Raw genomic sequence first — 26,764 nt, 5'->3', positions numbered from 1 at the left:
TCGTACGAGGTCCGGGAGGGCCGCCGCCGTGCACCTCGCCCCCACCGAGCGCCAGCAACGGCTGCGCGCCGAACTGCGCACGTACTTCCGGGACCTGATGCCCGACGGTCCCCCGCCCGCCGACGACCCCGGCAGGCAGCGCGCGCTGCTGCGCCGCATCGGCGCCGACGGACTGCTCGGCATCGGCTGGCCCGTCGCGTACGGGGGCCAAGGGCGCGGAGCCGACGAGCAGTTCGTGTTTTTCGACGAGGCGTACCGGGCCGGAGCGCCGGTGTCGATGGTCACGCTGAACACCGTCGGACCGACCCTCATGAAGTACGGGAGCCAGGCGCAGAAGGAGTACTTCCTGCCGCGCATCCTCAGGGGCGACCTCGTCTTCGCGATCGGCTACTCGGAGCCCTCGGCGGGCACGGACCTGGCCTCGCTGCGCACCCGCGCCGTGCGGGAGGGCGAGTCCTGGCTGATCGACGGGCAGAAGATCTTCACCTCCAACGCCCAGCATGCCGACTGGATCTGGCTCGCCTGCCGTACCGACCCCGACGCGTCCAAGCACCGGGGCATCTCGATCGTCCTCGTGCCCACGGACGCGCCGGGCTTCTCGTGGACACCGATCGAGACGGTGGGCGGGCTGACCACCACGGCCACGTACTACGACGGCATCCGCGTCCCCTCCTCGAACCTCGTCGGCGAGGAGAACGGCGGCTGGGAGCTCATCACCAACCAGCTCAACCACGAGCGGGTCGCGCTCGCCGCGATCGGCATGCAGGCCGAGGATTTCTACGCGGCCGCGCTGCGGGCGGTGCGCACCCCCGATCCGGTGACGGGGCGGCGTCGGGTTGACGAGCCCTGGGTGCGTTTCCGGCTGGCTGAGGTGCATGCCCGGCTGGCGGCATCACGCCTGCTCAACTGGCGTTTGGTGGGGGAGGTCGGGGCCGGCCGGCTGGCCCCCGGCGACGCGAGCGGGGTGAAGGTCGCGGGAACGGAATCGGCGGTCGCTTCGTACCGAATGTGTCAGGAAGTCGTGGGTGCGGGGGCGCTGGTGCGCTCCGGTTCGCCGGGTGTGTTCGGGGACGGCGAGCTGGAGCGGATGAACAGGGCGGCGCAGATCAACACGTTCGGGGGCGGGGTGAGCGAGGTGCAGCGGGAGATCGTGGCGACCATGCGGCTCGGGATGACGAGGGGGCGGCGGTGAGCGACGAGGCGGCCGGGCCGGCGGCGCGGCTCAAGGCGTACGAAGGGCGTGCGGCGGCCGTTGCGGGCGTGGGCAAGGACCGGGTCAACGAGCCGATGATCCGGCACTGGTGCGAGGCGATGGGCGACACCAACGCGGCGTACACGGGTCCGGACGCCGTGGCGCCGCCCACCATGCTCCAGGCGTGGACGATGGGCGGCCTGTCCGGGCATGAGGGCCGCTCGGACGCGTACGACGAGCTGCTCGGCCTGCTCGACGAGGCCGGGTGCACCTCCGTGGTGGCCACCGACTGCGAGCAGGAGTATCTGCGTCCGCTGCGGCCCGGCGACGAGATCACCTTCGACGCGGTGATCGAGTCGGTCTCCGAGCGCAAGACCACCAAGCTGGGCACCGGGCACTTCGTCACGACACGGATGGACGTACGGGCGAACGGGGAGCCGGCGGGTACGCACCGGTTCCGGATCCTCAAGTACGCCCCGGCACGCACCAAGTCCAAAGCGGCCCGGCCACGACCGGTCGTCAACCGGGACAACGCCGGGTTCTGGGAGGGCGTCGGCCGCCACCAGCTGCTGATCCAGCGGTGCGGGGGCTGCGGGACGCTGCGGTTTCCCTGGCTGCCGGGGTGCGGCGCGTGCGGCTCCCCCGAGTGGGACACGGTCGAGGCGAGCGGAGACGGGACGGTCTACTCGTACGTCGTCATGCACCACCCGCCGTTCCCCGCCTTCGACCCTCCGTACGCCGTGGGTCTGATCGAGCTGGCCGAGGGTGTCCGGATCGTCAGCAACGTCATCGGGGTGCCGTACGACAAGGTGCGGATCGGGATGCCTGTACGGCTCCGGTTCGAGCGGTACGACGAGGAGCTGGTGCTGCCGGTCTTCCGGGCCGGTGCGGAGGGGGGAGGCTGACATGGACTTCACGCCCACCGAGGAACAGACGGCCGCCCGCGACCTGGCCGCGCGGATCTTCGGCGACCTCTCCACCCCGGAGCGGCTCGCCTCCCCCGAGCTCTCGGCTTCGCTCGAGCAGGGGGGACCCCCATCCGGCACCGGCAGCGACGCCGAGACATGGAAGGCGCTCTGCGCGGCCGGGCTGGTAGCGGCCGTCGCGGACACGGGGCTGCTCGGTCTGGTGCTGCTCCTGGAGGAGCAGGGGCGCACCACGGCCCAGGTGCCGTTCGCGGCGAGCTGTGTGTACGGGCTGCTGGCGGTGTCGGCCCACGGTTCACCGGAGCAGCGGGAGCGGCTGCTGCCGGGGATCGGGGACGGGACGACGGTGGTGTGCGGGGCGGTCTTCGAGCCGGGGGGCGTACGGGCGGACGCGGTGGGGCGGTTGAGCGGAGTCGCCCCCGTGGTGCCGTGGCTGCGGGACGCCACCCATGTGCTCGTCGCGGACGACCGGCGCCGGTTGTGGCTCGTACGGGCCGCTGACGCGCGGTGCGCGCCGGTCGAGCTGACGGCACCCTGGGCGGCGGGACGGCTGACGCTCGACGGGACGCCGGGTGAGCCGGTGGGCGGGGCGGACGCGTACGACGACGTGCTTGCCACCGCCCGGACCGCCTTCGCTGGGCTGCAGGCCGGCGTCTGTGCCGGGTCGCTGGCACGAGCCGTGGAGCACACCAACACACGCGAGCAGTTCGGACGTCCGCTCGCCGCCAAGCAGGGTGTCCAACTCCGGGCCGCGGACGCGTACATGGACACCGAGGCGATACGGGTGACGGCGTACGAGGCGGCGTGGCGGCGCGACGAGGGGCTCGCGTACGCGACGCACGCGCTGACCGCGGCCTGGTGGGCGTCCGAGGCGGGGCAGCGGGTCGTGCACACGGGCCAGCATCTGCACGGAGGGACGGGCGCAGACCTGGAGCACCCGGTGCACCGGCACTTCCTGTGGGGGCGGCAGCTGGACGCGTATCTGGGGTGCGGGAGCGAAGTCCTCCAGGAACTGGGGGAGCTGATCGCGAGCGGGGAGGAGGAGACATGAGGGCCGGGGAAGGGGAGCGCGTGCGGGGCGGGGGACAGCGCGTGCGGGGCGGAGAGGGCGAGTGCGTGCGGGCCGGTGACGAGCTGCCGCCGCTGGAGATCGAGATCACGCGCACGCTGATCGTGGCCGGGGCGATCGCGTCCCGGGACTACCAGGACGTGCACCACGACGCCGAGCTGGCGCGGCACAGGGGCTCCCCCGACGTCTTCATGAACATCCTGACCACCAACGGCCTCGTCGGGCGGTACATCACGGACCACTTCGGGCCGGACGCCGTCCTCCGCAAGGTGTCCATACGGCTGGGGGCGCCCAACTACCCAGGCGACACGATGGTGTTGACCGGCAGGGTCGAAGAGGTCGAGGGCGACACCGCGACCGTGCGCGTCGTCGGGGCGAACGGCATCGGCAGACATGTGACCGGGACCGTGACGGTCACCCTGCCGCCCGGAGGCGTCTCGTGAGCGTGCGCACGAGGGACCGGCTCGGCGGCCGGGCGGCGATCGTCGGGATCGGGGCCACCGAGTTCTCCAAGGACTCCGGGCGCAGCGAGCTGACGCTTGCCGCGGAGGCGGTGCGGGCGGCGCTCGACGACGCCGGGCTGACACCGGCCGAGGTGGACGGGATGGTCACGTTCACCATGGACACCAGCCCGGAGATCACCGTCGCCCAGGCGGCCGGGATCGGCGAGCTGTCCTTCTTCTCCCGGGTGCACTACGGGGGCGGGGCGGCCTGCGGGACCGTCCAGCAGGCGGCGCTCGCGGTGGCGACCGGGGTGGCCGAGGTCGTGGTCTGCTACCGGGCGTTCAACGAGCGGTCGGGGCGGAGATTCGGGGCGGGGGTGCAGCAGCGGGAGCCGTCCGCCGAGGGGGTCGCGCTCGGCTGGGCGCTGCCGTTCGGGCTGCTCACCCCGGCGTCCTGGGTGGCGATGGCGGCCCAGCGGTATCTGCACACCTACGGACTGACGCCCGAGGCGTTCGGCCACGTCGCCGTGGTGGACCGCAAGTACGCGGCGACGAACCCGGCGGCGTACTTCCACGGCAGACCGATCACCCTCGCCGAACACGCGGCCTCGCGGTGGATCGTGGAGCCGCTGCGGCTGCTGGACTGCTGCCAGGAGACGGACGGCGGCCAGGCGCTGGTCGTCACCTCCTTGGAGCGCGCCCGAGAGCTGCCGCACCCACCCGCGGTGATCTCCGCGGCCGCCCAGGGCGCGGGCCGGGCGCAGGAACAGATGACGAGTTTCTACCGGGACGAGCTGACCGGGCTTCCGGAGATGGGGGTCGTGGCGCGCCAGCTGTGGCGGACCTCGGGGCTGACCCCCAAGGACATCGACGTGGGCATCCTGTACGACCACTTCACGCCGTTCGTGCTGATGCAGCTGGAGGAGTTCGGGTTCTGCAAGCCGGGGGAGGCCGCGGACTTCGTCGCCGAGGAGCGGCTGCCGCTGAACACCCACGGGGGTCAACTCGGGGAGGCGTATCTGCACGGGATGAACGGGGTGGCGGAGGCCGTACGCCAGCTGCGCGGCACGTCCGTGAACCAGATACCGGGCGCCCGCCGCACCCTGGTCACCGCGGGCACCGGGGTCCCCACGTCGGGACTGATCCTGGGGGCGGACGGGGGATGAGTACGCTGTCGGGCTCGCTCCGCTCTCCGTGCGTCGCGGAGCCCTCGGGGCCTCTCCGGGACACCCCGGGTAGTACGGCAGCCGTCGCCGTACTACTGCCGTATGGGTCCCTCAGGGGTGAACCCTCAGGGTGCAGGGGCCGCTCGTCCACCCTCAGGAGGTGGGGCCAGCCCCCCTCCTACAACCTGAGGGGGACATCCCTTCGGGACCTGCGGCCGATCCGAAAAGGTAGGGGTCACTCCTAGCGTGGAGCCATGACCACACTCGTCTGCACCAGCGGTTCGAACGTCGGGACGCGGACCCTTCCGTACCCGTCGTTCTCGTCGTACATGAAGGCACGCCAGCCGGTGCTGCTGCGTACCGCCCGCTCGCTGACCGCGAACCCGAGCGACGCCGAGGACCTGCTGCAGACCGCGCTGGCCAAGACCTATGTCGCGTGGGAGCGGATCGAGGACCACCGCGCACTCGACGGCTATGTACGGCGTGCGCTGCTGAACACCCGGACCTCACAGTGGCGCAAGCGCAAGGTCGACGAGTTCGTGTGCGACGAACTGCCGGAGCCGGAGGGCATCCCCGCCGGGGACCCGGCCGAGCAACAGGCGCTGCACGACGCGATGTGGCGCGCCATCATGAAGCTCCCGGCCCGGCAGCGGGCCATGGTCGTCCTGCGGTACTACGAGGACCTCAGCGAGGCGCAGACCGCGGAGGTACTCGGCGTCTCCGTCGGCACGGTCAAGTCGGCGGTGTCACGGGCACTGGGCAAGCTGCGCGAGGACCCCGAGCTGGAACCCGTGCGCTGACCTTCGGCAGATCCGGGCCCAACGGCCCCCGCGGAAAAGTTCCCGTCCGCGCCGAACGGCCCCTGTGACCTGATCGATCGTCCGGAGCTAGTGACATACCGCGTGGTATGTGCGCAGAATCAGCGCATCCCTTGCCACCTCGTTAGGCAATGTCGCCCCGGGAGGACGCCGTGCTGAGCACGATGCAGGACGTACCGCTGCTGATCTCGAGGATCCTGACCCATGGGTCGGCCATCCACGGCACATCGCAGGTGATCACCTGGACGGGTGAGGGAGAGCCGCAGCGCCGTTCCTACGCCGAGATCGGCGACCGGGCCGCCCAGCTCGCGCACGCACTGCGCGAGGACCTCGGTGTCGAGGACGACGACCGTGTGGCGACGCTGATGTGGAACAACGCCGAGCACGTCGAGGCGTACTTCGCGATCCCCTCCATGGGCGCCGTCCTGCACACGCTCAACCTCCGCCTCCCCGCGGAACAACTCGTCTTCATCGTCAACCACGCCGCCGACCGCGTGATCATCGCCAACGGCTCGCTGCTGCCGCTGCTCGCGCCGCTGCTCCCCCATCTGCCGACGGTCGAGCACGTGGTCGTCTCGGGCCCCGGTGACCGTTCGCTGCTCGAGGGCGCGAGCGTCCAGGTGCACGAGTACGTCGAGCTGATCGCGGGCAAGCCGACGACGTACGACTGGCCGGAGCTGGACGAGCGTGCCGCCGCGGCCATGTGTTACACCTCCGGCACCACCGGCGACCCCAAGGGCGTCATCTACTCCCACCGTTCGATCTACCTGCACTCCATGCAGGTCAACATGGCCCAGTCGATGGGGCTGACCGACCAGGACACCTCGCTCGTGGTGGTCCCCCAGTTCCACGTCAACGCCTGGGGCCTGCCGCACGCCACGTTCATGACCGGCGTCAACCTCCTCATGCCGGATCGCTTCCTCCAGCCCGCGCCGCTCGCCGAGATGATCGAGTCCGAGCGGCCGACGCACGCCGCGGCTGTCCCCACCATCTGGCAGGGCCTGCTCGGCGAACTGCACGCCAAGCCCCGGGACGTCTCCTCGCTCACTCAGGTCACCATCGGCGGTTCGGCCTGCCCGCCCTCCCTCATGGAGGCCTTCGACAAGCTGGGCATGCGCGTCTGCCACGCCTGGGGCATGACGGAGACCTCCCCGCTGGGCACGATCGCCCGGCCGCCGGCCAGTGCCATGGGCACGGACGAGGAGTTCGCGTACCGCCTCACCCAGGGCCGCTTCCCGGCCGGCGTGGAGGCCCGCCTCACCGGCCCCGGCGGTGAACGCCTCCCCTGGGACGGCGAGTCCGCCGGCGAGCTGGAGGTGCGCGGCCCCTGGATCGCGGGCGCGTACTACGGCGGCCAGGGCGCCGAACCGGTCCGCCCCGCCGACAAGTTCAGCGAGGACGGCTGGCTCAAGACCGGCGACGTCGGCACGATCAGCCACGACGGCTTCCTGACCCTCACCGACCGGGCCAAGGACGTCATCAAGTCGGGCGGCGAGTGGATCTCCTCCGTCGACCTGGAGAACGCGCTGATGTCCCACCCGGCCGTCGCGGAGGCCGCCGTCGTCGCCGTCCCCGACGACAAGTGGGGCGAGCGTCCTCTCGCCACGGTCGTCCTCAGGGACGGCGCCACCGCCGACTTCGTGTCGCTGCGTACCTTCCTCGCCGAGGAAGCCAAGATCGCCAAGTGGCAGCTCCCCGAGCGCTGGACGATCATCGAGTCGGTCCCGAAGACGAGCGTCGGCAAGTTCGACAAGAAGGTGCTGCGCAGGCAGTACGCGGAGGGCGCGCTGGACGTCACCCAGCTCTGAGGTCCTCGGCGACAGAATGACGGTTGGGGTGCTGTTTCACGTGAAACAGCACCCCAACCTTCGTATGAATGAACCCAGTTCCGAGGCCCGGAGCGCAGCGGATCAGTTCGTGCCGATGCGCGCCAGCAGATCCACGATCCGGTCCTGCACCTCGACGCTCGTCGAGCGCTCGGCGAGGAACAGGACCGTCTCACCCGCGGCGAGGCGCGGCAGTTCGGCCTGGTCGACAGCCGCGGTGTAGACGACGAGCGGGGTGCGGTTCAACTGCCCGTTCGCCCGCAGCCAGTCCACGATCCCGGCGCGCCGACGCCGTACCTGCATCAGATCCATCACGACCAGGTTCGGCCGCATCTGAGAGGCCAGCGTGACCGCGTCCGCGTCCGTGGACGCCCGCGCCACCTGCATTCCGCGCCGCTCCAGCGTCGAGGTCAACGCCAGCGCGATCTCCGCGTGCTCCTCGATGAGCAGCACGCGCGGCGGGTGCTGCTCGGAGTCCCGCGGCGCGAGCGCCTTCAGGAGCACGGCGGGATCGGCGCCGTACGCCGCCTCCCGCGTCGCCTGCCCCAGTCCCGCCGTCACCAGTACCGGGACCTCGGCGGCGACGGCGGCCTGGCGCAGCGACTGCAGCGCGGTGCGTGTGATCGGACCGGTCAGCGGGTCCACGAACAGCGCGGCCGGGAACGCGGCGATCTGCGCGTCCACCTCCTCGCGCGAGTGCACGACGACGGGCCGGTAGCCGCGGTCGCTCAGCGCCTGCTGCGTCGTCACGTCCGGCGCGGGCCACACGAGGAGGCGGCGCGGGTTGTCCAGCGGCTCCGGGGGCAGCTCGTCGTCCACGGGCCGCGGGTGCGGCTGGTCGGCGACCTCGATCGCGCCACCGGGACCGTCCAGCGGCTCAGGACCCTCGTCGGCGTTCTTGTCCGGGGCTCCTATGGCGTACGACCGACCGGCGCCCTCGGTCGCTCCGGGCAGCCTCGGCCCGGGAGCCGTGGCGGTCTGCCCGGCCTGCGGGTGCGGGCGCGCCGTCGTTTCGGGGCGCTCGGCGGCGGGCTCGGGGGGAGTGCCGAGCTTGCGGCGGCGGCCGGAGCCGTTGGTCTGGTGCGGGGGAGGCGTGGCGGTCTGTTGCGCCTGCGCCTGCGCCTGGGCCGGTACGGCCCCCGGCTGGCGGACGAACGGCACGCCCTGCCCGAGCGTCCGCACACTGAACGCGCGCCCCTGCGTCGAGTTGGGGTCGACCGGCGCGGCGGCCTCGGCGGGCAGCGGCTGGGCGATCCGCGGCTGAGCCCCCGACCGGGGCACCTGCGGTGCGCGCTGCTCCGGCGGGAGGGGCGTGCCGGCGGCAGGAGTCTGTGCCTGCGGTTGCGGCTGGGCCTGGCGCGCGGCCGCCGCCGCGGGACCGGGTGCGCCGGGCGCTACGGGCGCTCCCGGAGACACGGGGGTGCCGGGCGGTACGGGAGTGCCGGCGCCGGAGGTGTCGTCGGCGTTCGGGGCCGGCCAAGGAGCCGGAGCCTGCGCGGGGACGGCCTGTGCCGGGGCTCCGGGTGCCGGGGTGGCCGGTACGGGGACGCCCTGGGCCGGAACCGCCGCCGCGTTTGGCCGAGCCGCGGCGGGTGCCGGGGCCTGGCGGGTCCGCGGTCCCGACGGCGCGGGAACCGGGTGCGGCTGGGGCGGAGTGTGATCGTCGGCCGGGTCGTGCGGCATCCCGTCGTGCCGGCCCTCGTCCCCCTGGTCACGACCGGCGACGCCGCCGAGGGCGTCGCCCGCCTGCTCCAGGAGCTGCTGCTGGGCTCGTTGCGCCTGCTGGGCCTGTTCGGCCTGGATGTACTCGGGTGAGCGGTCCGCTTCCGCGGGCGGAAGCGCGAATACGGTCCGGGCGCCCCCGTCCTGCACGGCGGCCCGCTCGGCCGCCGCGGCCAGCGCCCGCCGACGCCGCCCGGTCGGCTGCGCCCCGGCACCTTCGGCGGGGACGGCCTCCGGGGCACCCGGAGCACCGGGCGCGCTCGGGGCGCTGGGAGCCGCCGGCAACGCGGGCGGCAGCGCGTGCTGTTCGCCGTCACGCCGTGCCCGCCGACCGGACGGCACGGGTACCCCTTGCGGAGAAGCCACGGGAACCCCCTGCGGAGGCACCGTCCCGCCCAGTCCCGTACCCACGGCCGCGGTTCCCGCCCCGTGCTCGGCCGCCATGACGACCGCGCCCTCCGACACACCCTCGGCCGCGTCGCCGTCCACGCCTTCGACCGGGCTCGGCCGCCCACGACGGCGCCCGGTGGCGACGCCATCGCCGTCACCGGGGCCCTGGGCCTGCGCGGGCACGGACACCTCGGCGGCCTCCTGCTCCGCGGCCGTACGGCGCCTGCGCCGCCCGGTGGGAGCGACCGCACCGCCCTCGGCCGTGACCGGCTCCGCGGGGGCGTCCTCGCTCTCCAGGAAGGCGTCCACGGAGGACCGCCGGGCCCGCCGCCTGCCACCACCCTGGTTGCCACCGTTCTGGTGCGAGGCCTGCTCGGGGAGGGCGATCTCGGCACCGGTCGACACCGGGGCCTCGGGGGCCATCGCTCCGGCCCCGTCGCCGATCGGCACCTCCAGCACGAACGCGCTGCCGCTCATCCCCGGCACCTCGTGCGTCTGCAGCACGCCGCCGTGCGCGCGCACGATCCCACGCACGATCGGCTCGTGCACCGGGTCTCCCCCGCTGTACGGCCCGCGCACCTCGATCCGTACGACTTCGCCGCGCTGAGCCGCCGCCACGACGACGGTGTTGTCCATGTAGCCGCCCGCGGACACCGGCGCGTTGCCGGTCGCGTCGACGCCGGCCACGTCCGCGATGAGGTGCGCCAGCGCCTGCGCGAGCCGCTGCGGGTCGACCTCGGCCTCGATGGGCGGCGCGTGCACGGCGAACTGCACACGCCCGGGCCCGATCAGTTCGACGGCCCCGTCGACACCGGCCGCGACGACCGCGTCCAGCATCACGTTCGTACGGACGATCTGCTCGGCCCCCGCGTCCAGCCGCTGATAGCCGAGCACGTTGTCGACGAGGGTCGTGATCCGCGAGTAGCCCGCCGCGAGGTGGTGAAGCACCTGGTTGGCCTCGGGCCACAGCTGTCCGGCGTCGTCGGCGGCGAGCTTGGAGAGCTCACCGCGCAGCTGGTCGAGGGGCCCGCGCAGGGACTGGCCGAGCACCGAGAGGAGCTGGTCGTGCCGGGCGGTCAGTGCCTCGTAGCGGTCCTTCTCGCGCTCGCCGAGCGCCGCGTACCGCTCGTCGCCCGCGGCGAGTTCCTCCTCGTGGCGCTCGCGCACCTCGGTGAGCTCGGCGGCGTGCCGCTCACGCAGCGCCTCCAGCTCCGCCGCGTGCTCCTCGCTGATCCGCTCGATCTCCTCCGCGTGCAGGGTGGCCTCGGCGTCCTTCTCCTCGACGAGGCTGTCGTACGGCCGTCGGTCGGTGAAGGTCATCACGGCGCCGACGAGCTGGTCCCCGTCGCGCACCGGAGCGGTCGTCAGGTCGACCGGCACCTTGTTCCCGGACTTGGACCACAGCACCTGCCCGCGCACCCGGTGCTTGCGCCCGGAGCGCAGGGTGTCGGCGAGCGGGGACTCCTCGTACGCGAAGGACTCGCCGTCCGCGCGCGAGTGAAGGATGAGGGCGTGCAGGTCCTGCCCGCCGAGATCACTGGCCCGGTATCCCAGTATCTGAGCGGCCGCCGGATTGACGAGGACGACCCGCCCCTCCGTGTCCGTGCCCACGACACCCTCGGCCGCCGCGCGCAGGATCATCTCGGTCTGTCGTTGCGAACGCGCGAGTTCGGCCTCGGTGTCGACGGTGCCCGACAGATCGCGTACGACGAGCATGAGCAGCTCGTCAGGGGCGGGACCGTAACTGTCGTAGGCCTGCTGGCCGTTCTCCAGGTTCGCGCTGGTGACCTCGACCGGGAACTCGCTGCCGTCGGTCCGCCGCGCGATCATCCTGGTCGGCTTGGTCCGCCCGCTCTGGTCGATCGTCTCGGGCCGCCGCATGGACCCGGGGATCAGCCGCGAGTCGAACTGCGGCAGCAGATCGAGCAGCCCCCGGCCCACCAGAGCCGTACCCGGGGCCTCGAAGGCCTCCAGGGCGATGGTGTTGGCGTTGACGACCGTGCCATTGGCGTTGACCAGCACCAAGGCATCGGGCAGCGCGTCCAGTATGGCTGCGAGGCGAGCAGCGCCTCGGGATGGCCTGCTGCTCACGAGACGCTTCCTCCCTGTTACCGCACCTTGCCGACCGCGAGGGCCATCTTGCCAACCTGCCCGCAGCGTGTCACGCGAGGGAGTCTACGGGCAGAGGTTGCGCTCGCGGCGCCGGATGAGAGGGAGGTCGCACGCAGAAGAACGGAAGAACCTGTGACCGCGCATTTCATCCCTGCCCTCCCTGCCTCGCCGAACCATGGCGTCACCATGACCGAGCCGTGCCGCGGCTGTGGGCGGAGCCGGGGAGCAGGGGGACGAGGGCGTCCCAGCGCGCGATCTGGCAGCCGTCCGCCCGGTCGAACCGAGCGTCGACGGGCCGCCCGGCCCAGGTCCCGGTCACACGGGCGGTGGCCGGACCGCCGTACATCATCGTGCACATCGTGCCGGGCGCCACGGGGGCGAAGGGGTCCTTGCCCCAGGTGGTCCGCCGGTCCAGCGTCGTGCACGCCTTGCCCACGTCGGGGTGACTGCCGCCATCGGGATGACATCGCAGTTCGTACGTCCCGTCGCCGCCTTCCGTGTGCTGGACGGTCACGGTCAGCCGGTCCCCGGAATCGTCGTCGCGGGTCGGCGGAGGCATCAGGCTCAGGGAGGCCGGCTCGGCGCGGGCGGCTCCGGCCTGGGCGACGGCGGGCATGGCGGGCACGGCGGACAGTGCCGCGACGGACGCGGCGGCGGTGAGGACGAGACGACGCAACATGACCTGACTAACGCGAGGGGGCGCGAGCGGTTGCGCGCGGCCGACGCCTGCGCCCCGCGTCGCTCAGGAGTTCCGGCTCTCCGACTCCTCGGCTCTCCGACTCCTCGGGACTTTGCTCTGTGGCCCGACTGCCTAGTACCGTGGGAGCCGATTGGTGACACCCCACCCGGCTGTGTCATCATCTGCACGCACCACTTGCGCTCGCGCGGGCGGTTGTGCGGGAGGCGTCGCCTAGTCCGGTCTATGGCGCCGCACTGCTAATGCGGTTTGGGCCTTAAAGCCCATCGAGGGTTCAAATCCCTCCGCCTCCGCGTCAAGATCCGAAGCCCCGGTCCACTTGGACCGGGGCTTCGGTGTTGAGCACCTGCGGAGCGCGTTTTCCCAGCTCACAAGGGGTGCGGCAAACGGATTTCACATGGCGGCGGCAGTCATGTAATGTTCTTCCTGTCGCCGCGAGCGGGCCGAAAGCCCGGGAAGCGGGACGAAGCAGGAAACAACAGAACAAGCACTCGTAGCTTAACGGATAGAGCATCTGACTACGGATCAGAAGGTTGCAGGTTCGAATCCTGCCGAGTGCACATCGGACCAGAGGCCCTGTGGAGTGATCCACAGGGCCTCTGGCTTTTGCCTTGACGGCAGTGTTTGACCGCAACCGCCTCCGGTCTGGCCACCCCCTAAAAGGGGAACACTGTCCGGCATGCCTGTCTCGCTGCATCACATCGTCATCGACGCCCACGACCTGCCCGCCCTGTCCCGGTTCTGGGCTGAGGTGCTGGGCTGGCGGATCCTGTCCGAGCGGGAGCGGGAGGTCGTGATCGGGCCGGACGAGACGGCGCCGGTGGGAATCTGCTTCATGCCGGTGACCGACCGCAAGGTCGTCAAGAACCGCCTGCACCTCGATCTGACCTCCACGGCGGAGGACCGGGAAGCCGAGATCGAGCGAATCCTCGCCCTGGGCGCCCGCAGAGTGGACGTCGGGCAGAGCGGCGACGAGTCGTGGACCGTGCTGGCCGATCCGGAGGGGAACGAGTTCTGCGTAGTCCGCCCGAAGGAGACCCTCATCGGATAGCCCTGGGAGTTGATCAGACGGCTACCAGGACACCGGCCCATGGTCACCCGCATCGAGCTGTGGTCGAGGACTTCAATGATCGCGGCTCAGCGTGACGCAGACCGATGCGGACGGTCGGCTCGTACGCGGCCCACAGCCGGTCTTCCCTGGCCGCCGTCAGGAGCTGACGTCCTGCCTTGGCTGTGAGCGGTTCGAATTCAGGCTTCGTTCCCAAATCCTCGGGAGAGATCGGTGGACAATGGGCAGGCACGGAAACCGGCTCTGATCGTGCGATCAGTGCCTCACCGCGGGAGGCTCGGCGGCGGGCGGTGACATGGCGCAGGCACTGCGACGGCCGTGTGCGTGGTCCTGTCCGGTCTTGGGCTGGTTCCTGCTACGGCGGCTACGGCGTCGCCCGCGCCGGCGGTGGCAGCATCCGCAACGGCTCTTGCGTCAATGGTGGAACGGGTGGTGCAGGAGCGCGGGTGGTCACCACTCTCCCGGCCTCCGCAACCCCGACGCCCGGCACTGTCAATGTGGGTGGCGCCGGCGGCAGGGGCTGTAGTGGCAACGTGGGTGCCGCTGGCGGGTTCAACGGCAGAGCGTCGAGTGGAGGGGGAACCACCACTCCGATTTCGCCGGCGACCCAGGAGGAACTGTCGGCGGTTCCCCCGTCGTTGCCGGCGGCGGAGGTGGCGGAGGCGGTTACTTCGGCGGTGGTGGAGCGGGCGCTTCGGCCACCACCTTGGGTGCCGCTGGTGGAGGGAGGGGCGGTGGAGGCAGCAGTTTCGCCCCCCCGACGGGCACCGGCACCGCATACTCCACCTCGCCCGTTGGACCCCGTGACGCGAATGGTCAGGTGACCATTACCCACACGGTCCAGGACCTGGCCTTCAGCACGGTAAGCCCGCTGCCTGACGCAACCCAGAACGTCGCCTGCTCCACCACCCTGCAGACCACCGGCGGCACCGGGAACCCCACCTTCGCGGTTACTGACGGCTCCCTGCCCCCCGGCCTGAGCCTCGACCCGGACAGCGGAGAGATCTCCGGCACTCCCACCACACATGGCACGTTCACGTTCACCGTCACGGCCACCGACCCCAACCCGAACGTGCCCGCGGCCTCACGGCAGTTCACACTCACCGTGCAGTCCCCCGCCCCCTACCTGCGCCACCAGCCCCGCCGACCTGCGGGCCTGCGGTAACGGAGGCCAGGTGTGCAGACGTCGCGTAGGCGGTCCAGAGGCCCCGGAGGGTTCCGGGGCCTCTGGCATTCGGGGAGTACGGGGTTGCGGCTTCGGCCGTCGTCGGTGTGTTCGGTCTTGTGGGCGTCAGTCGGCATGGGTGGTGTGGGCGTCCGGGTTGCGGACGCTCGCGAGGAGCTTCTGGTACGTCTCACTCATGGGCTTCTCCTTCCCCTTCGGGCTGAGAGAGATGATCTCGATGAAGTGGTCGTCGCCGGCGATGAGGCGGGCGGAGCCCGAAGCGCCGTCATGGGCTGAGAGACGCGCGTCGAGGGCCGGCTGGCCGTGGACCGTGATCTTGTGGACGTCGGTGCTGGAGAGCTTGTGCTTGGAGGACCGGACGGCCGCGTTGTAGCCGTCCACCAAGCCCCGAAGACCGTCGTTGAGGTCCCCCTTCGCGCCGGGCAGGTCGAAGACCGCGAAGACGATGACCCCGTTATTGGTCTTCACCTTGTAAACGCGACCGTTCATTCCGTCCACGGCCTGGGTGAACTGCATGACCCTGGGCTTTTCGGGGAGCCGGAACTTGATGCCGCTCTTGGCGTCGGTGGTATCCACCCATTGTTTGTCGGAGGCGGGGCTGCCGTGCTGACGGTGACCGTCATGATCGGAGGCGACCGTGGTGACGGCGGCCGTGTGCGGAGCCGCCGTGGCGGCCATCGCGCTGCTGGGCAGCACCGCGCCTCCGGCGATCACGGTGGTCGAGGCGGCGAGCAGCAGAAGGCGCTGGAAATGGGAACGGCGAGTCATGGAAATTCACATCCCGTGGAAGTGGGGGAGGGGGACAGTGGGTTGACAAATGGTCTGCGACTTACGGGTTTCCGGCCGTGCGTCGCATGTGTCCATTAGGCCCGGTCCTGTGAATCGGGTCATGCCCCTGAATTACGTGACGCGAGAAGTCGGGACTTGACCGATGCCGTCGGGCTGAGCACAATCCCCGGCCCGTACGCCGTCGCCGTGGCGCGCTTCCGGTGTGGAGGTGCTTGCGGGGAATCGATCCTGCTGTCGCCTATCGAGTGAACGTCATTGATTTCTACGGGAGTTGAATGACTCCTCGCCTATTTTCCGGCATGGAGGTGATGCTCGATGTACGAGCAGGACGCGATCGACGTCAACGACTTCGTGTTCGCGGCGACGGGGGCGCGGGTGCGGAGGCTGACGCTGGCTGAGGGGGAGCACTGGTTCCCGGCGGCGGACGTGGCCAAGGATCTTGGCTACACCAACACGCGCCAAGCCCTTCTCTGGCATGTTGCGGAAGATTGCCAACAGAGCCTCGAGGATCTTGCACGAAGCGTCTATGGAGTAGACGCATTGAGCAGGATTGCAGGTCACGGGCTCAAGAAGTCGATGAAGATGGTGAATCTGCAGGGGCTCGTCAGACTGGTCAACGGGTGCACCAAACCCGAGTGCGAGCCCTTCAAGGCCTGGGTGGCCGAGGTTGTCGTGACCATCCAGCGCGACGGCCGCTACGAACTCGAGTCGGCCCCTGTACAGCCCGCCTCCGGCGGTGGCGTCGCCTATGTCGTGCCCCAGGAGGTCGCCGATGCCATTGTGCGGCTCGAGGAGCGGAACATTCGGGCGGACGAGGAGTTCGCGGCGCGGGCGGCGGCGCGGAACGAAATACTGGCCGAGCGCAATGCCCTGATGGCCGAGGGTAATCGGCTGGCGGCTCAACGGGAGCAGTTGATGGCTGAGAGGAATCAGCTGTTGCGGGAGTCGAAGGGTGACCGGAGCACCATGGCCCGGAGTCAGGACGCGATGGCGCGCAGTCAGGAAATGATCTTTCGGGGTCAGGAGGTGATCGCTCGCAGCCAGGAGGCGATTGCCCGGAGCCAGGACGCGATGGCGGCGGCCCTGGGGCGCATGGCAGAGTCGTTGGACCGGATCGCGGGGCGGATCGGGGCGGCCGGCGGGGGCGGGAAGCCGCCGGTGATGACTCCGCAGGAACTGCTGGCGGGGTGGCAGGCGAGGAATCTTGTCGTCACCGCGGATGTGCACGCCGTGGCGGCGTATCTCGCGCCCGCGCTCGTGCGGGGGAAGGCGCAGTACCGACCGGAGGACATCGCCGGGCGAACCGGGCTGACGGTGGAGCGCGTGCACGACAGTGTGCGGATGCTGCTCAAGCGCGGATGCATGAAGCAGAGCGGGTGCGCGGCGGACGGGGCGCCGGTGTACGTGCTGCCTTAGGAGGACGCCGGGGATACCGGGGACGCTGGAGGGCGCCGGACGAAGGAGAAGGGCCCGAAGTCGCATCCCATACTTGCGGCTTCGGGCCCTTCCCACGTTAGGTGAAGGCGCGCAGGCTCAGTCGCCCTTCCGCAGCTCCTCCAGGTATTCGCTCATCAACTTTCCCGTACGGGTGAACCAGTCGTACAGGACCGCGATTTCGGCGGGCGAGTAGTCGGAGAAGAGTTCGGTGACGCGGGCGTAGTGCGGCTCGTAGAGGGCCATGACACGGGCGACCGCGTCCGGGTTCGCGGCCACGCGGACACGGCGGCGGTCGTCGGGGTCGGGACGGCGGGTGACGTAGTCGGCGCGTTCGAGGCGGTTCAGGATCCCCGTGACGGCGCCCGTCGTGACATGGGCCCGCTCCGCGAGGTCGCCGGCCGTGAGCAGGGTGTCACCCGCCTCCAGGACGAAGCCGAAGCAGGTGAGGTCGGTGACGTTCAGGTTCAGCCGCTGGGCCATCTCCTGCTGGCCGATCATGCCCGTCGCGATGAGGTGGTCCATGGCGCTCAGTGCCTGGGCCGGGGTCGCGGGTGGGCGCGGCGTGCCCTGCTGCATGTGCATTTCCCTTAGCACGTGAGATGTTTCTGGAGTAGATTTCTTAGCCTGTGAGGGATTCTAGTCCTTCACGTCACGAAACTCCGCTGTTCGGACAGAGGGAGGCAATACGTGAGCAAGCATGACGAGGGGCACACCCTCGCGGGCTGGATCGGATTCGGGATCGCCACCGTGGGGGTGGCGGGCATCGGGCTGGGGGTCTGCGCCGACAACGCCCTCGGCGAATGGGGCGGGCTGGCGGTCGTGGTCGTGAGCGTGCTGGTCACCTGGGTGCTCCACCTCGCCGGTTGGGGCAAGCCGCCCGGGCGGCGGCCGGCCTCGGAGTGGGGACTGCGGGTCAGGGACCTGCGCGCGCGGGAGGGGCATCCCGGGTGTCTGGGGTGCCGGCTGGCGGGGCGTGGGCGACCCGCGGTCAGGTCGGACGTGGCTGTCGGCGGTAAGCCTGTGAGTGGTGAACCCGTGACCGAGTCCGCCACCTAACGGCTGCCCGCTCGCCGGGCAGCCTGATCGCCGCCCGGCCCCGTTGTCGGTGGCAACGCCTACGCTCGTGAGTGATGGCACAGACGTGGAGATGTTCGGGTCTGCGGTGGTCGGCCGACGGCCCCGTGCTGATGTGGGGCGGCGGGCGGAGCAGCGCGCTGTCCTGGGGGAAGCGGGTGGCCTTTGGGGTGGTGGACGAGGGCGTACGGACGTGTGTGGGCGCGCGGGGGAACGCGTGTCCGGTGCGGGCGGTGGTGTCGGGGCGGAGTGCGGGGGCCCGTTGTGAGGAGTGCGCGCGGCTGGACCGCGCGCACTCCGTGGCCGCCGACACGATGGCCGACGACCCGCGGCCGTACCGCGTGTACCTCGCGTGGTTCGGGCCCGGCATGGTCAAGGTCGGGATCACCGGAGTCGCGCGCGGGCCGGCTCGGCTGCTGGAGCAGGGGGCCGTCGTCTTCAGCTGGCTGGGGCAGGGACCGTTGATGGCGGCGCGGCGGACCGAGGAGCTGCTGCGGGCCGCGCTTGGGGTGCCGGATCGGATCCCGTACGCCGAGAAGAGGGCGGTGCGGGCCGCGTTGCCGGGGGCGGGCGAGCGGCTGGAGGAGATCCGGGGGCTGCACGCGCGGGTCATGGAGCTCGAAGGCTGGCCCGAGTCCCTGGAGCGGGCGCGCTTCCAGGCCGTCGATCACACGGAGGTGTTCGGGCTCGAAGGGCTCCAGCCCGCCGTCGGTGTCGTGAGCGAGCTGGTCGCGGGCGGTGTGGTGAGCGGGGAGCTGGTCGCCGCGGCCGGGCCCGATCTGCATCTTTCGACCGGGCGTGGGGTCGTAGTGGTCGATACGCGGCTCATGACCGGGTGGGAGCTGACCGCGGTCAGGGGTGAGCAGCTGACGGTTCCCGTAAGGGAGTGGGAAGACAGGAGTGTGAAGCAGGACGGACTCTTCTGAGTGCCCGAGCGTGAGTGCCCGCGCGGATGCCGTTCGCCGAGGGTCAAGAGTTGGATCCCTCTTGGATCCCGTTCGGAAAGGGCCTGGACGGGTGGGGAGACCCGGCCCGACAGTGGTTGCCATGAGCGATCACTCCATTGCACCTGTCGCAGCCCACGAACCCCCCTACTACGCAGCCGTGTTCACCTCCGTCAGGACCGAGGACGACAGAGGGTACGGAGAGACCAACGAGCGTATGGAGGAGCTGGTGAAGGACATCCCGGGCTACCTCGGCATGGACTACGCGCGCACGCCGGGCGGGCTGGCGATCACCGTCGGGTACTTCCGGGACGCGGACGCGATCCGGCAGTGGAGCGGGCACGCCGAGCACCGCGCGGCACAGCGGCGAGGCCGCGCCGAATGGTACGAGCGCTACACGCTGCACATCGCCAAGGTCGAGCGGAGCCATGAGTTCGAGCGGACTCCGGGGACTGAGCAGGGCATCGGGCCCGAGCAGGGCACGGGGACCGAGTAAGACACGGGGATCGAGCAGGGCACGGGGACCGGGCGGAGCAAGGAGGTAGGGCGGAGTGGCAGGAGCGAGCGTGCGCGCGGCCGACGGGTCTGACGGGTCTGACAGGTCTGACAGGTCTGACGGGGAGGGCGGGTCCGGCGGGGAGGACGTACGGCGGTTCTGGGAGCGGCTGGGGCTTCCGGGGCTCGTCGATGTCCACACGCACTTCATGCCCGAGCGCGTCCTGCGCAAGGTGTGGGACTACTTCGACGCGCTCGGGCCGCTGACCGGCGGCGTCGAGTGGCCCATCACCTACCGCGCCGAGGAGAGCGAACGGCTCGCGGTGATAAGGGAGTTCGGGGTACGGGCCTTCACCGCGATGCTCTACCCGCACAAGGCCGGCATGGCGCGGTGGCTCAACTCCTGGGCCGTCGACTTCGCCCGCCGGACGCCCGACTGCCTGCACACCGCGACCCTGTTCCCCGAGCCGGGCGTCGAGGGGTACGTGCGGGAGGCCCTGGAGCAAGGGGCTCGCGTCTTCAAGGCGCACGTCCAGGTGGGGGCGTACGACCCGAGTGATCAACTCCTCGACTCCACCTGGGGGCTGCTCGCCGAGGCCGGGGTCCCCGTCGTGATCCACTGCGGGTCCGGCCCCGCGCCCGGCAAGCACACCGGGCCCGAGCCGGTCGCCCGTGTCCTCGCCCGGCATCCCCGGCTGCGGCTGATCGTGGCGCACATGGGGATGCCCGAGTACGAGGACTTCCTCGCCCTCGCGGAGCGCTACGGGGAGGTGCGGCTGGACACGACGATGGCGTTCACGGACTTCAGCGAGCGGTTCGCACCGTTTCCGCGGGAGGCCAGGACCCGGCTCGCCGCCCTCGGTGAACGGGTCCTGCTGGGGACCGACTTCCCGAACATCCCCTATCCGTACGTCCACCAGTTGCACGCCCTCGAACGCCTCGGGCTCGGGGACGACTGGCTGAGGGCGGTCTGCTACGAGAACGGTGCGCGTCTCTTCATGATCGGTTCCTGAGCGGGACGGCTGATCAGTCCCTGAACGGGACGCCCAGGAACAGCCGTTGGGGACTTCGTGATCTTCCCAGGAGTTCCCTGAGAGGCACCTGTGTGTTTCTCAGGGAAATCACAGGTTCCCGAAAGCGTGCTCTCAGAGGACCCCGACAAGGTGTCCGCTATGACCACGACCTCGCCCCAGGGGCGCACCGAACTGCTGAGGCCGGACGGGAGCCCCGTCCGAGTGCTGGTAGTGGACGACGAGCTGTCGATCACCGAGCTGCTCTCCATGGCCCTTCGCTACGAAGGCTGGCAGATCCGCAGCGCGGGTGACGGACAGGGTGCGGTGCAGACCGCGCGCGAGTTTCGGCCCGACGCCGTTGTCCTCGACATGATGCTGCCGGACATGGACGGCCTCGCGGTCCTGGGGCGCCTGCGCCGCGATCTGCCCGACGTGCCCGTCCTCTTCCTCACGGCCAAGGACGCCGTCGAGGACCGCATCGCGGGGCTGACGGCCGGCGGCGACGACTACGTCACCAAGCCCTTCAGCCTCGAAGAGGTCGTGGCCCGGCTGCGCGGACTGATCCGCCGTTCCGGTGCCGCCGACCGGCGATCCGACTCCGTGCTCGTCGTCGGCGACCTCACCCTCGACGAGGACAGCCACGAGGTCTCGCGTGCCGGGGAGAACATTCACCTCACCGCGACGGAGTTCGAACTCCTGCGGTTCCTGATGCGTAATCCCCGGCGTGTACTCAGCAAGGCACAGATACTCGACCGCGTGTGGTCGTACGACTTCGGCGGCCAGGCCAATGTCGTCGAGCTCTACATCTCCTACCTGCGCCGCAAGATCGACGCCGGGCGTGAGCCGATGATCCACACCAGGCGTGGGGCCGGTTACCTGATCAAGCCCGCGGCGTCATGAGCGGGCGACGACGGCCGCGTAAGCAGGGGCGAGGACGACAGCCGCGCACGCTGCGGACGCGGCTCGTCGTCGCGTCCGTGTCGCTGATCGCTGTGGTGTGTGCGGTGATCGGCACCGTGACCACGCTGGCCCTGCGCGACCACCTGTATCAGCAGCTGGACGTCAAGGTGACCGACATCGCCATGCGAGCGGTCGGTCATATGCAGCAGGCTCCGGGCGGCGCGAGCCCCGGTGCGGCTCCGGGGGCGCCGGACTCCTCCTCGGCGGACACCGCCACACCGAGCGAGAAGGTCGACAACCTCCTGACCAAGGGCCCGACACAGCCCAAGACCGTCGCCGCGTACGTGAAGAACGGCTCGATCACCTCCGCCGCCGTCGCCAAGCAGCAGAACGACAACGACGGATTCTTCAAGAGGATGTTCGCCGGCAATCTCACCGCGGTGCAGAAGAAGGTGCTGGAGGCCGTACCGAAGGACAACAAGTCCCACAGCGTGGAGATCCCGGGGTTCGGGAACTACCTCGTGAAGTACGTGGCGAGCCGGGACAACAGCGACGCCTTCTACATCGCGCTGCCCACCAAGGACGTCGATGACAACATCGACACCCTCATCCTCGTCGAGATCAGCGTCACCGCCGCCGGCCTGGTCGCCGCCGGTATCGCCGGGTACGTGCTCGTGGGCGTGGCCACCCGCCCCCTCCGCAAAGTCGCCAACACCGCCACCCGCGTCTCCGAGCTCCCCCTGCACACCGGCGAGGTCACCCTCTACGAGCGGGTTCCGGAGTCCGAGGCCGACCCGCACACCGAGGTCGGTCAGGTCGGAGCCGCGCTCAACCGCATGCTCGACCACATCCACAGCGCCCTGCACGCACGCCAGCAGAGCGAGATGCGCGTACGGCAGTTCGTCGCGGACGCGAGTCATGAGCTGCGCACACCGCTGGCGTCGATCCGGGGCTATGCCGAGCTGACCAGACGCGGCCGCGAGGAGACCGGGCCCGACACCCGGCACGCCCTCGGCCGGATCGAGTCCGAGGCCAGCCGGATGACCGGGCTGGTGGAGGACCTGCTGCTGCTCGCGCGGCTGGACGCCGGACGCCCGCTCCAGTACGACCAGACCGATCTCGTACCGCTCGTCATCGACGCCGTGAGCGACGCCCGGGCGGCCGGACGCGACCACAACTGGCGGCTTGAACTGCCGGAGGAGCCCGCGCTCGTCCTCGCGGACGCCGCACGGCTGCAACAGGTCATGGTCAATCTCTTCGCGAACGCCAGAACGCACACCCCGCCCGGTACGACCGTCACCGCACGCGTGCACCGGCACGGGCCGTGGCTGTGCGTGGACGTCCAGGACGACGGGCCCGGCATCCCGCCCGACCTGCTTCCGCGCGTCTTCGAACGCTTCGCACGCGGTGATTCCTCGCGTTCCCGGTCCTCCGGCTCGACGGGTCTGGGACTGGCCATCGTGCAGGCCGTCGCGGCCGCGCACGGCGGTGCCGTCACCGTGGACAGCATGCCCGGACGAACCGTGTTCACCCTTCATCTGCCCGCGATCGCCGTCGATCCGTTCGTGGAAACAAAGGCGCAACTGTTCTCACAGGCACAGCACAGCGCCACCACATGGGTGCAACAGGGCGTTTGACGAGAGTCGTTCGCATGCGAACCGACTCTTCTCCCGGCAACCTGCCGGCGCGGGAGCACCTCCCGGCCGGGTCCGCCGGTACGCCTGTCCTGGACGTAGTGATCCCCGTTTACAACGAGGAGAAGGATCTCCAGCCGTGTGTGGTGAGACTGCACGAGCATCTCAAGCGCACCTTCCCGTACGCGTTCCGCATCACGGTCGCGGACAACGCCTCTACGGACACCACCCCTCAGGTGGCCGCACGGCTGGAGTCGGAGATACCGGAAGTCAGGTCCTTCCGGCTTGAGCAGAAGGGCCGCGGGCGCGCGCTGCGCACCGTGTGGTCGGCCTCGGACGCTCCGATCCTCGCCTACATGGACGTGGACCTGTCCACCGACCTCAACGCCCTCCTCCCGCTGGTGGCCCCGCTGATCTCGGGCCACTCGGACCTCGCGATCGGCTCCCGGCTCGCCCGCAGCTCGCGCGTGGTGCGCGGCGCCAAGCGGGAGTTCATCAGCCGCACCTACAACCTGATCCTGCGCGGCTCGCTGCAGGCCCGCTTCTCGGACGCGCAGTGCGGCTTCAAGGCGATCCGCCGCGATGTCGCCCAGGTACTGCTGCCGCTGATCGAGGACACCGGCTGGTTCTTCGACACCGAGATGCTGGTGCTCGCCGAGCGCGCCGGACTGCGCATCCACGAGGTGCCGGTCGACTGGGTCGACGACCCGAACTCGACCGTGCACATCGCGAAGACCGCGACCGACGACCTGAAGGGCGTGTGGCGCGTGGGGCGCGCCCTTGCCACCGGTTCGCTCCCGCTCGACCGGCTCGCGCGCCCCTTCGGGGACGATCCCCGCGACCGCGACCTGACCGACGTACCCAAGGGCCTGGCCCGCCAGCTCGTCGGCTTCTGCGTGGTGGGCGCCCTCTCCACCCTCTTCTACCTGCTCCTGTACAGCGCCTTCCGTTCGTTCTCGGGCTCGCAGATCGCCAACGCGCTCGCCCTGCTCGTCTCGGCCGTCGCCAACACCGCGGCCAACCGCCGTCTGACCTTCGGCGTCCGCGGCCGCGGCAGCGCGGTTCGGCACCAGGCGCAGGGCCTGGTCGTCTTCGGTATCGGCCTCGCCCTCACCAGCGGCTCGCTCGCCGCCCTGAACGCGGCGACGAGCAGCCCGGCGCACTCCACCGAACTCGCGGTGCTCATCGCCGCCAACCTCGCGGCGACCGTGCTGCGGTTCCTGCTCTTCCGCGCCTGGGTCTTCCCGGACCGGCGTGACGACACGGCGGCCTCGACGGTCGTCGCCTCGCACAACCCGGCCTCGCCCACCTACGGCACGACGACGGCGGCGCACCAGCAGCACCCGCACTCGCACCAGCAGCACCCGCACACGCCGCTGCCCCAGCGCCCGAACGCGACGGCGCCCCAAGCTCCGTACATCAACTACGACCACAACCAGACCAACGAGTTCCGCGCCGGTGAAGCCGCGGACCGCACCTGGGGGGACGCAACCATGCAGCTGCAAGCGGTGCGCCCGCACGATCACGACCCGAGGGACACGAGGGACGCACGATGACGACTCAGTCCGATACGAGCCACCAGGGGGGCGCGAGCCCCTCCGGGGGCGCCGAGCTCTCCTGGGGGCCGCCGAGTTCGACGGCTCTGCAGGAGCCCGTGGCGCCGCCCACCGCGGCCCCCCGGTCCGGTGACCCCAAGCAGCCGTTCTTCCGACGCGCCTGGCGCGGCCGGCCAGAGGACCCGCGCTGGGTACGCCCCGCCTTCCTCGCCCTGCTCGTCGCCACCGGCCTGCTCTACCTCTACAACCTGAGCGCCTCCGGGTACGCCAACTCCTTCTACTCCGCGGCCGTCCAGGCCGGCAGCCAGAGCTGGAAGTCGCTCTTCTTCGGCTCGCTCGACTCGGCCAACGCCATCACCGTCGACAAGCCCCCGGCCTCGCTGTGGCCGATGGCCCTGTCGGTACGGATCTTCGGTCTCAACTCGTGGGCGATCCTCGTCCCCGAGGTGCTGATGGGCGTCGCCACGGTCGGCGTCCTGTACGGGGCACTGCGCCGTCGCTTCAGCCCAGCGGCCGGTCTGATCGCGGGCGCGGTGCTCGCGCTCACTCCCGTCGCCGCGCTGATGTTCCGGTTCAACAACCCGGACGCGATGCTCGCGCTGCTGATGACCGTCACGATCTACTGCGTGGTCCGCGCTCTGGAGGACGGCCGGACGAAGTGGCTGGTCTGGGCGGGTGTCGCGATCGGCTTCGCGTTCCTCGCGAAGACCCTGCAGGCCTTCCTGATCCTGCCGCCGCTCGCGGTCGTGTACGCGGTCTGCGCGCCGGTGCAGCTCAGGAAGCGGTTCGCCCAGCTGGGTCTTTCGGCGGTGGCGATGGTCGTCGCCGGCGGCTGGTGGGTGGCGATCGTGGAGCTGTGGCCCGCGTCCTCCCGCCCGTACATCGGCGGCTCGCAGAACAACTCCTTCCTCGAGCTGACCTTCGGCTACAACGGCCTCGGCCGCATCAACGGCGACGAGACCGGCAGTGTCGGTGGCGGTGGCGGTGGCGGTGGCACCGGCCAGTGGGGCGAGACCGGCTGGAACCGGATGTTCAACTCGGAGATCGGCAGCCAGATCTCGTGGCTGCTGCCCGCCGCGCTGATCCTGTTCGTCGCGGGGATCGTGCTCACCCGCAAGGCCAAGAGGACCGACCTGACGCGCAGCTCGTTCCTCGCCTGGGGCGGCGCGTTGCTGATGACGGCGATCATCTTCAGCTACATGGCCGGCATCTTCCACCAGTACTACACGGTGGCCCTGGCCCCCTACATCGCGGCTGTCGTCGGCATGGGCGCGACGGTGCTGTGGGAGGAGCGGAGCAAGATCTGGGCCTCGCTCACCCTCGCCGGCGCGGTCACTGCGAGCGCCGCCTGGGGATACGTCCTCCTCAACCGCACCCCCACCTACCTGCCGTGGCTGAAGTGGCTGGTCCTCATCGGCGGTCTCGTCGGCGCGCTCGGCCTGATCTTCGCGGCCAGGCTGGGCCGTCAACTGGCCCTCGCGGCGGTCGGGCTGAGCTTTGTGGCCTCGGTCGCGGGCCCGACGGCGTACACGCTGTCCACGGTGAACACCGGGCACACCGGTTCGATCGTCACGGCCGGTCCGGCGGGCGCCAGCATGATGGGCGGCCGGGGTGGTCCCGGTGGCGGCGGTGGCATGCGGGGCGGCTTCCCCGGTGGCGGCAACACTCAGGGCCAGAACCAGCAGGGCGGTAACGGCACTACCCAGCAGGGCGGCGGCATGGGCCAGCCCCCGACGGGCGGTACCGGTGGCACCGGCGGCTTCCCCGGTCAGAACCAGCAGGGCAACGGCAATACCCAGGGCCAGAACCAGCAGGGCGGCATGCCCGGCGGTGGCGCGACGGGCGAGGGCGGCATGGGCGGTGGCGGCGTGGGCGGTCTGCTCAACGGCGCGACCGTCAGCTCCGCGGCCAAGAAGCTGCTGGAGACCAACGCGGGCGACTACACCTGGGCGGCCGCGGCCATCGGTTCCCAGAACTCCGCGAGCTACCAGCTCGCCACCGGCAAGCCGGTGATGGCGATCGGCGGCTTCAACGGCACCGACCCGTCCCCGACGCTGGCCCAGTTCAAGAAGTACGTGACGGACGGCAAGATCCACTACTTCATCTCGGGCGGCAGCATGGGCGGTGGCATGGGCGGCGGCAACTCCTCCTCCACCACCTCCACCTCCTCCCAGATCAGCTCGTGGGTCACGGCCAACTTCAAGAAGGTGACGGTCGGTTCGGCCACCTTCTACGACCTGACGCAGCCGACCGGCAGCTGACGGCAGGTCTTGTACGCAGGGCGGTGGCCCGGAGCGATCCAGCTC

The 26,764-nt window shown here is 70.6% G+C and carries 22 protein-coding genes and 2 tRNA genes; 20 read left to right on the top strand and 4 right to left on the bottom strand.

Annotated elements, in window-relative coordinates:
- The first annotated feature begins 28 nt into the window (after positions 1 to 28).
- From ACFVWD_RS47515 to ACFVWD_RS47485, 7 genes are all read left to right on the top strand, one after another.
- Positions 29 to 1,192 carry an acyl-CoA dehydrogenase family protein gene (locus ACFVWD_RS47515; protein WP_389604571.1) on the top strand — a complete coding sequence of 388 codons (1,164 nt, stop codon included), beginning with the start codon at positions 29 to 31 and terminating at the stop codon, positions 1,190 to 1,192.
- Complete coding sequence (locus tag ACFVWD_RS47510; RefSeq protein ID WP_389604569.1) at positions 1,189 to 2,097, top strand: bifunctional MaoC family dehydratase N-terminal/OB-fold nucleic acid binding domain-containing protein; 909 nt, start codon at positions 1,189 to 1,191, stop codon at positions 2,095 to 2,097. The genes ACFVWD_RS47515 and ACFVWD_RS47510 overlap by 4 nt, the downstream gene beginning before the upstream one ends.
- A gap of 1 nt (position 2,098) precedes the next feature.
- The gene (locus ACFVWD_RS47505) at positions 2,099 to 3,169 is read left to right on the top strand and encodes an acyl-CoA dehydrogenase family protein (RefSeq protein ID WP_389604567.1); all 1,071 of its coding nucleotides are present in this window, start codon (positions 2,099 to 2,101) and stop codon (positions 3,167 to 3,169) included.
- 65 nt (positions 3,170 to 3,234) lie between these two features.
- Positions 3,235 to 3,630: a MaoC family dehydratase gene (locus ACFVWD_RS47500; protein ID WP_389604592.1), complete on the top strand. Its 396-nt coding sequence runs from the start codon at positions 3,235 to 3,237 to the stop codon at positions 3,628 to 3,630.
- The gene (locus ACFVWD_RS47495) at positions 3,627 to 4,796 is read left to right on the top strand and encodes a lipid-transfer protein (protein ID WP_389604566.1); all 1,170 of its coding nucleotides are present in this window, start codon (positions 3,627 to 3,629) and stop codon (positions 4,794 to 4,796) included. Before ACFVWD_RS47500 ends, ACFVWD_RS47495 begins: the two co-directional genes overlap by 4 nt.
- 254 nt (positions 4,797 to 5,050) lie before the next feature.
- Positions 5,051 to 5,596 (top strand): SigE family RNA polymerase sigma factor, encoded by a 546-nt coding sequence (locus ACFVWD_RS47490; protein WP_389604564.1) that lies wholly within the window; start codon positions 5,051 to 5,053, stop codon positions 5,594 to 5,596.
- A 149-nt stretch (positions 5,597 to 5,745) separates the two neighbouring features.
- Positions 5,746 to 7,422 (top strand): long-chain fatty acid--CoA ligase, encoded by a 1,677-nt coding sequence (locus tag ACFVWD_RS47485; protein WP_389604562.1) that lies wholly within the window; start codon positions 5,746 to 5,748, stop codon positions 7,420 to 7,422.
- A 102-nt stretch (positions 7,423 to 7,524) separates the two neighbouring features.
- Here ACFVWD_RS47485 and ACFVWD_RS47480 read toward each other — a convergent pair whose 3' ends face one another.
- Both ACFVWD_RS47480 and ACFVWD_RS47475 read right to left on the bottom strand, forming a co-directional pair.
- Positions 7,525 to 11,643, bottom strand: coding sequence for a PAS domain-containing protein (locus tag ACFVWD_RS47480; protein WP_389604561.1), 4,119 nt, complete (start codon positions 11,641 to 11,643; stop codon positions 7,525 to 7,527).
- Between the two features lie 202 nt (positions 11,644 to 11,845).
- A complete protein-coding gene (locus tag ACFVWD_RS47475) occupies positions 11,846 to 12,343 on the bottom strand; it encodes an SSI family serine proteinase inhibitor (RefSeq protein WP_389604559.1) in 498 nt (165 codons plus the stop codon).
- Between the two features lie 220 nt (positions 12,344 to 12,563).
- Between ACFVWD_RS47475 and ACFVWD_RS47470 the strand changes: the two genes are divergently transcribed.
- The 4 genes from ACFVWD_RS47470 to ACFVWD_RS47455 all read left to right on the top strand — a co-directional run bounded on the left by ACFVWD_RS47470 (position 12,564) and on the right by ACFVWD_RS47455 (position 14,595).
- Positions 12,564 to 12,654: transfer RNA gene (locus ACFVWD_RS47470), tRNA-Ser, on the top strand.
- Between the two features lie 194 nt (positions 12,655 to 12,848).
- Positions 12,849 to 12,921, top strand: a tRNA-Arg gene (locus ACFVWD_RS47465).
- A 119-nt stretch (positions 12,922 to 13,040) separates the two neighbouring features.
- On the top strand, positions 13,041 to 13,412 hold the full coding sequence (locus ACFVWD_RS47460) for a VOC family protein (protein WP_389604557.1): 372 nt from the start codon (positions 13,041 to 13,043) through the stop codon (positions 13,410 to 13,412).
- A gap of 838 nt (positions 13,413 to 14,250) precedes the next feature.
- Entirely contained in the window at positions 14,251 to 14,595 is a 345-nt protein-coding gene (locus ACFVWD_RS47455; protein WP_389604555.1) for an Ig domain-containing protein, read from the top strand.
- Between the two features lie 126 nt (positions 14,596 to 14,721).
- Here the strand turns inward: ACFVWD_RS47455 and ACFVWD_RS47450 are convergent, their stop codons facing one another.
- The gene (locus ACFVWD_RS47450) at positions 14,722 to 15,384 is read right to left on the bottom strand and encodes a hypothetical protein (RefSeq protein WP_389604553.1); all 663 of its coding nucleotides are present in this window, start codon (positions 15,382 to 15,384) and stop codon (positions 14,722 to 14,724) included.
- A gap of 336 nt (positions 15,385 to 15,720) precedes the next feature.
- On the opposite strand from ACFVWD_RS47450, the gene ACFVWD_RS47445 reads away from it, so the two are divergent.
- Positions 15,721 to 16,821: a Bro-N domain-containing protein gene (locus tag ACFVWD_RS47445; protein WP_389604552.1), complete on the top strand. Its 1,101-nt coding sequence runs from the start codon at positions 15,721 to 15,723 to the stop codon at positions 16,819 to 16,821.
- A gap of 117 nt (positions 16,822 to 16,938) precedes the next feature.
- On the opposite strand, the gene ACFVWD_RS47440 is transcribed toward ACFVWD_RS47445, so the two are convergent.
- Positions 16,939 to 17,418, bottom strand: a complete 480-nt coding sequence (locus ACFVWD_RS47440; RefSeq protein ID WP_389604550.1) for a MarR family winged helix-turn-helix transcriptional regulator — start codon at positions 17,416 to 17,418, stop codon at positions 16,939 to 16,941.
- A gap of 111 nt (positions 17,419 to 17,529) precedes the next feature.
- On the opposite strand from ACFVWD_RS47440, the gene ACFVWD_RS47435 reads away from it, so the two are divergent.
- The 8 genes from ACFVWD_RS47435 to ACFVWD_RS47400 all read left to right on the top strand — a co-directional run bounded on the left by ACFVWD_RS47435 (position 17,530) and on the right by ACFVWD_RS47400 (position 26,719).
- Positions 17,530 to 17,898 carry an HGxxPAAW family protein gene (locus ACFVWD_RS47435; protein WP_389604549.1) on the top strand — a complete coding sequence of 123 codons (369 nt, stop codon included), beginning with the start codon at positions 17,530 to 17,532 and terminating at the stop codon, positions 17,896 to 17,898.
- Positions 17,899 to 17,972: 74 nt separating this feature from the next.
- Complete coding sequence (locus ACFVWD_RS47430; RefSeq protein ID WP_389604547.1) at positions 17,973 to 18,842, top strand: DUF2797 domain-containing protein; 870 nt, start codon at positions 17,973 to 17,975, stop codon at positions 18,840 to 18,842.
- A 121-nt stretch (positions 18,843 to 18,963) separates the two neighbouring features.
- A complete protein-coding gene (locus ACFVWD_RS47425) occupies positions 18,964 to 19,356 on the top strand; it encodes an antibiotic biosynthesis monooxygenase family protein (RefSeq protein WP_389604546.1) in 393 nt (130 codons plus the stop codon).
- Between the two features lie 169 nt (positions 19,357 to 19,525).
- Positions 19,526 to 20,368, top strand: a complete 843-nt coding sequence (locus ACFVWD_RS47420; protein ID WP_389604590.1) for an amidohydrolase family protein — start codon at positions 19,526 to 19,528, stop codon at positions 20,366 to 20,368.
- 159 nt (positions 20,369 to 20,527) lie between these two features.
- The gene (locus tag ACFVWD_RS47415; protein ID WP_054235077.1) at positions 20,528 to 21,268 is read left to right on the top strand and encodes a response regulator transcription factor; all 741 of its coding nucleotides are present in this window, start codon (positions 20,528 to 20,530) and stop codon (positions 21,266 to 21,268) included.
- Positions 21,265 to 22,905, top strand: coding sequence for a sensor histidine kinase (locus tag ACFVWD_RS47410; protein WP_389604544.1), 1,641 nt, complete (start codon positions 21,265 to 21,267; stop codon positions 22,903 to 22,905). The genes ACFVWD_RS47415 and ACFVWD_RS47410 overlap by 4 nt, the downstream gene beginning before the upstream one ends.
- A gap of 14 nt (positions 22,906 to 22,919) precedes the next feature.
- Positions 22,920 to 24,458: a glycosyltransferase gene (locus tag ACFVWD_RS47405; protein WP_389604543.1), complete on the top strand. Its 1,539-nt coding sequence runs from the start codon at positions 22,920 to 22,922 to the stop codon at positions 24,456 to 24,458.
- Positions 24,455 to 26,719 carry a glycosyltransferase family 39 protein gene (locus tag ACFVWD_RS47400; RefSeq protein ID WP_389604541.1) on the top strand — a complete coding sequence of 755 codons (2,265 nt, stop codon included), beginning with the start codon at positions 24,455 to 24,457 and terminating at the stop codon, positions 26,717 to 26,719. The genes ACFVWD_RS47405 and ACFVWD_RS47400 overlap by 4 nt, the downstream gene beginning before the upstream one ends.
- Positions 26,720 to 26,764 lie beyond the last annotated feature (45 nt).

This window comes from Streptomyces sp. NPDC058086 (assembly GCF_042885015.1).
Classification (GTDB): Bacteria; Actinomycetota; Actinomycetes; order Streptomycetales; family Streptomycetaceae; genus Streptomyces.
Note: the sequence above shows the minus strand (reverse complement) of the source record. Positions and strands in the feature narration are given on the sequence as shown.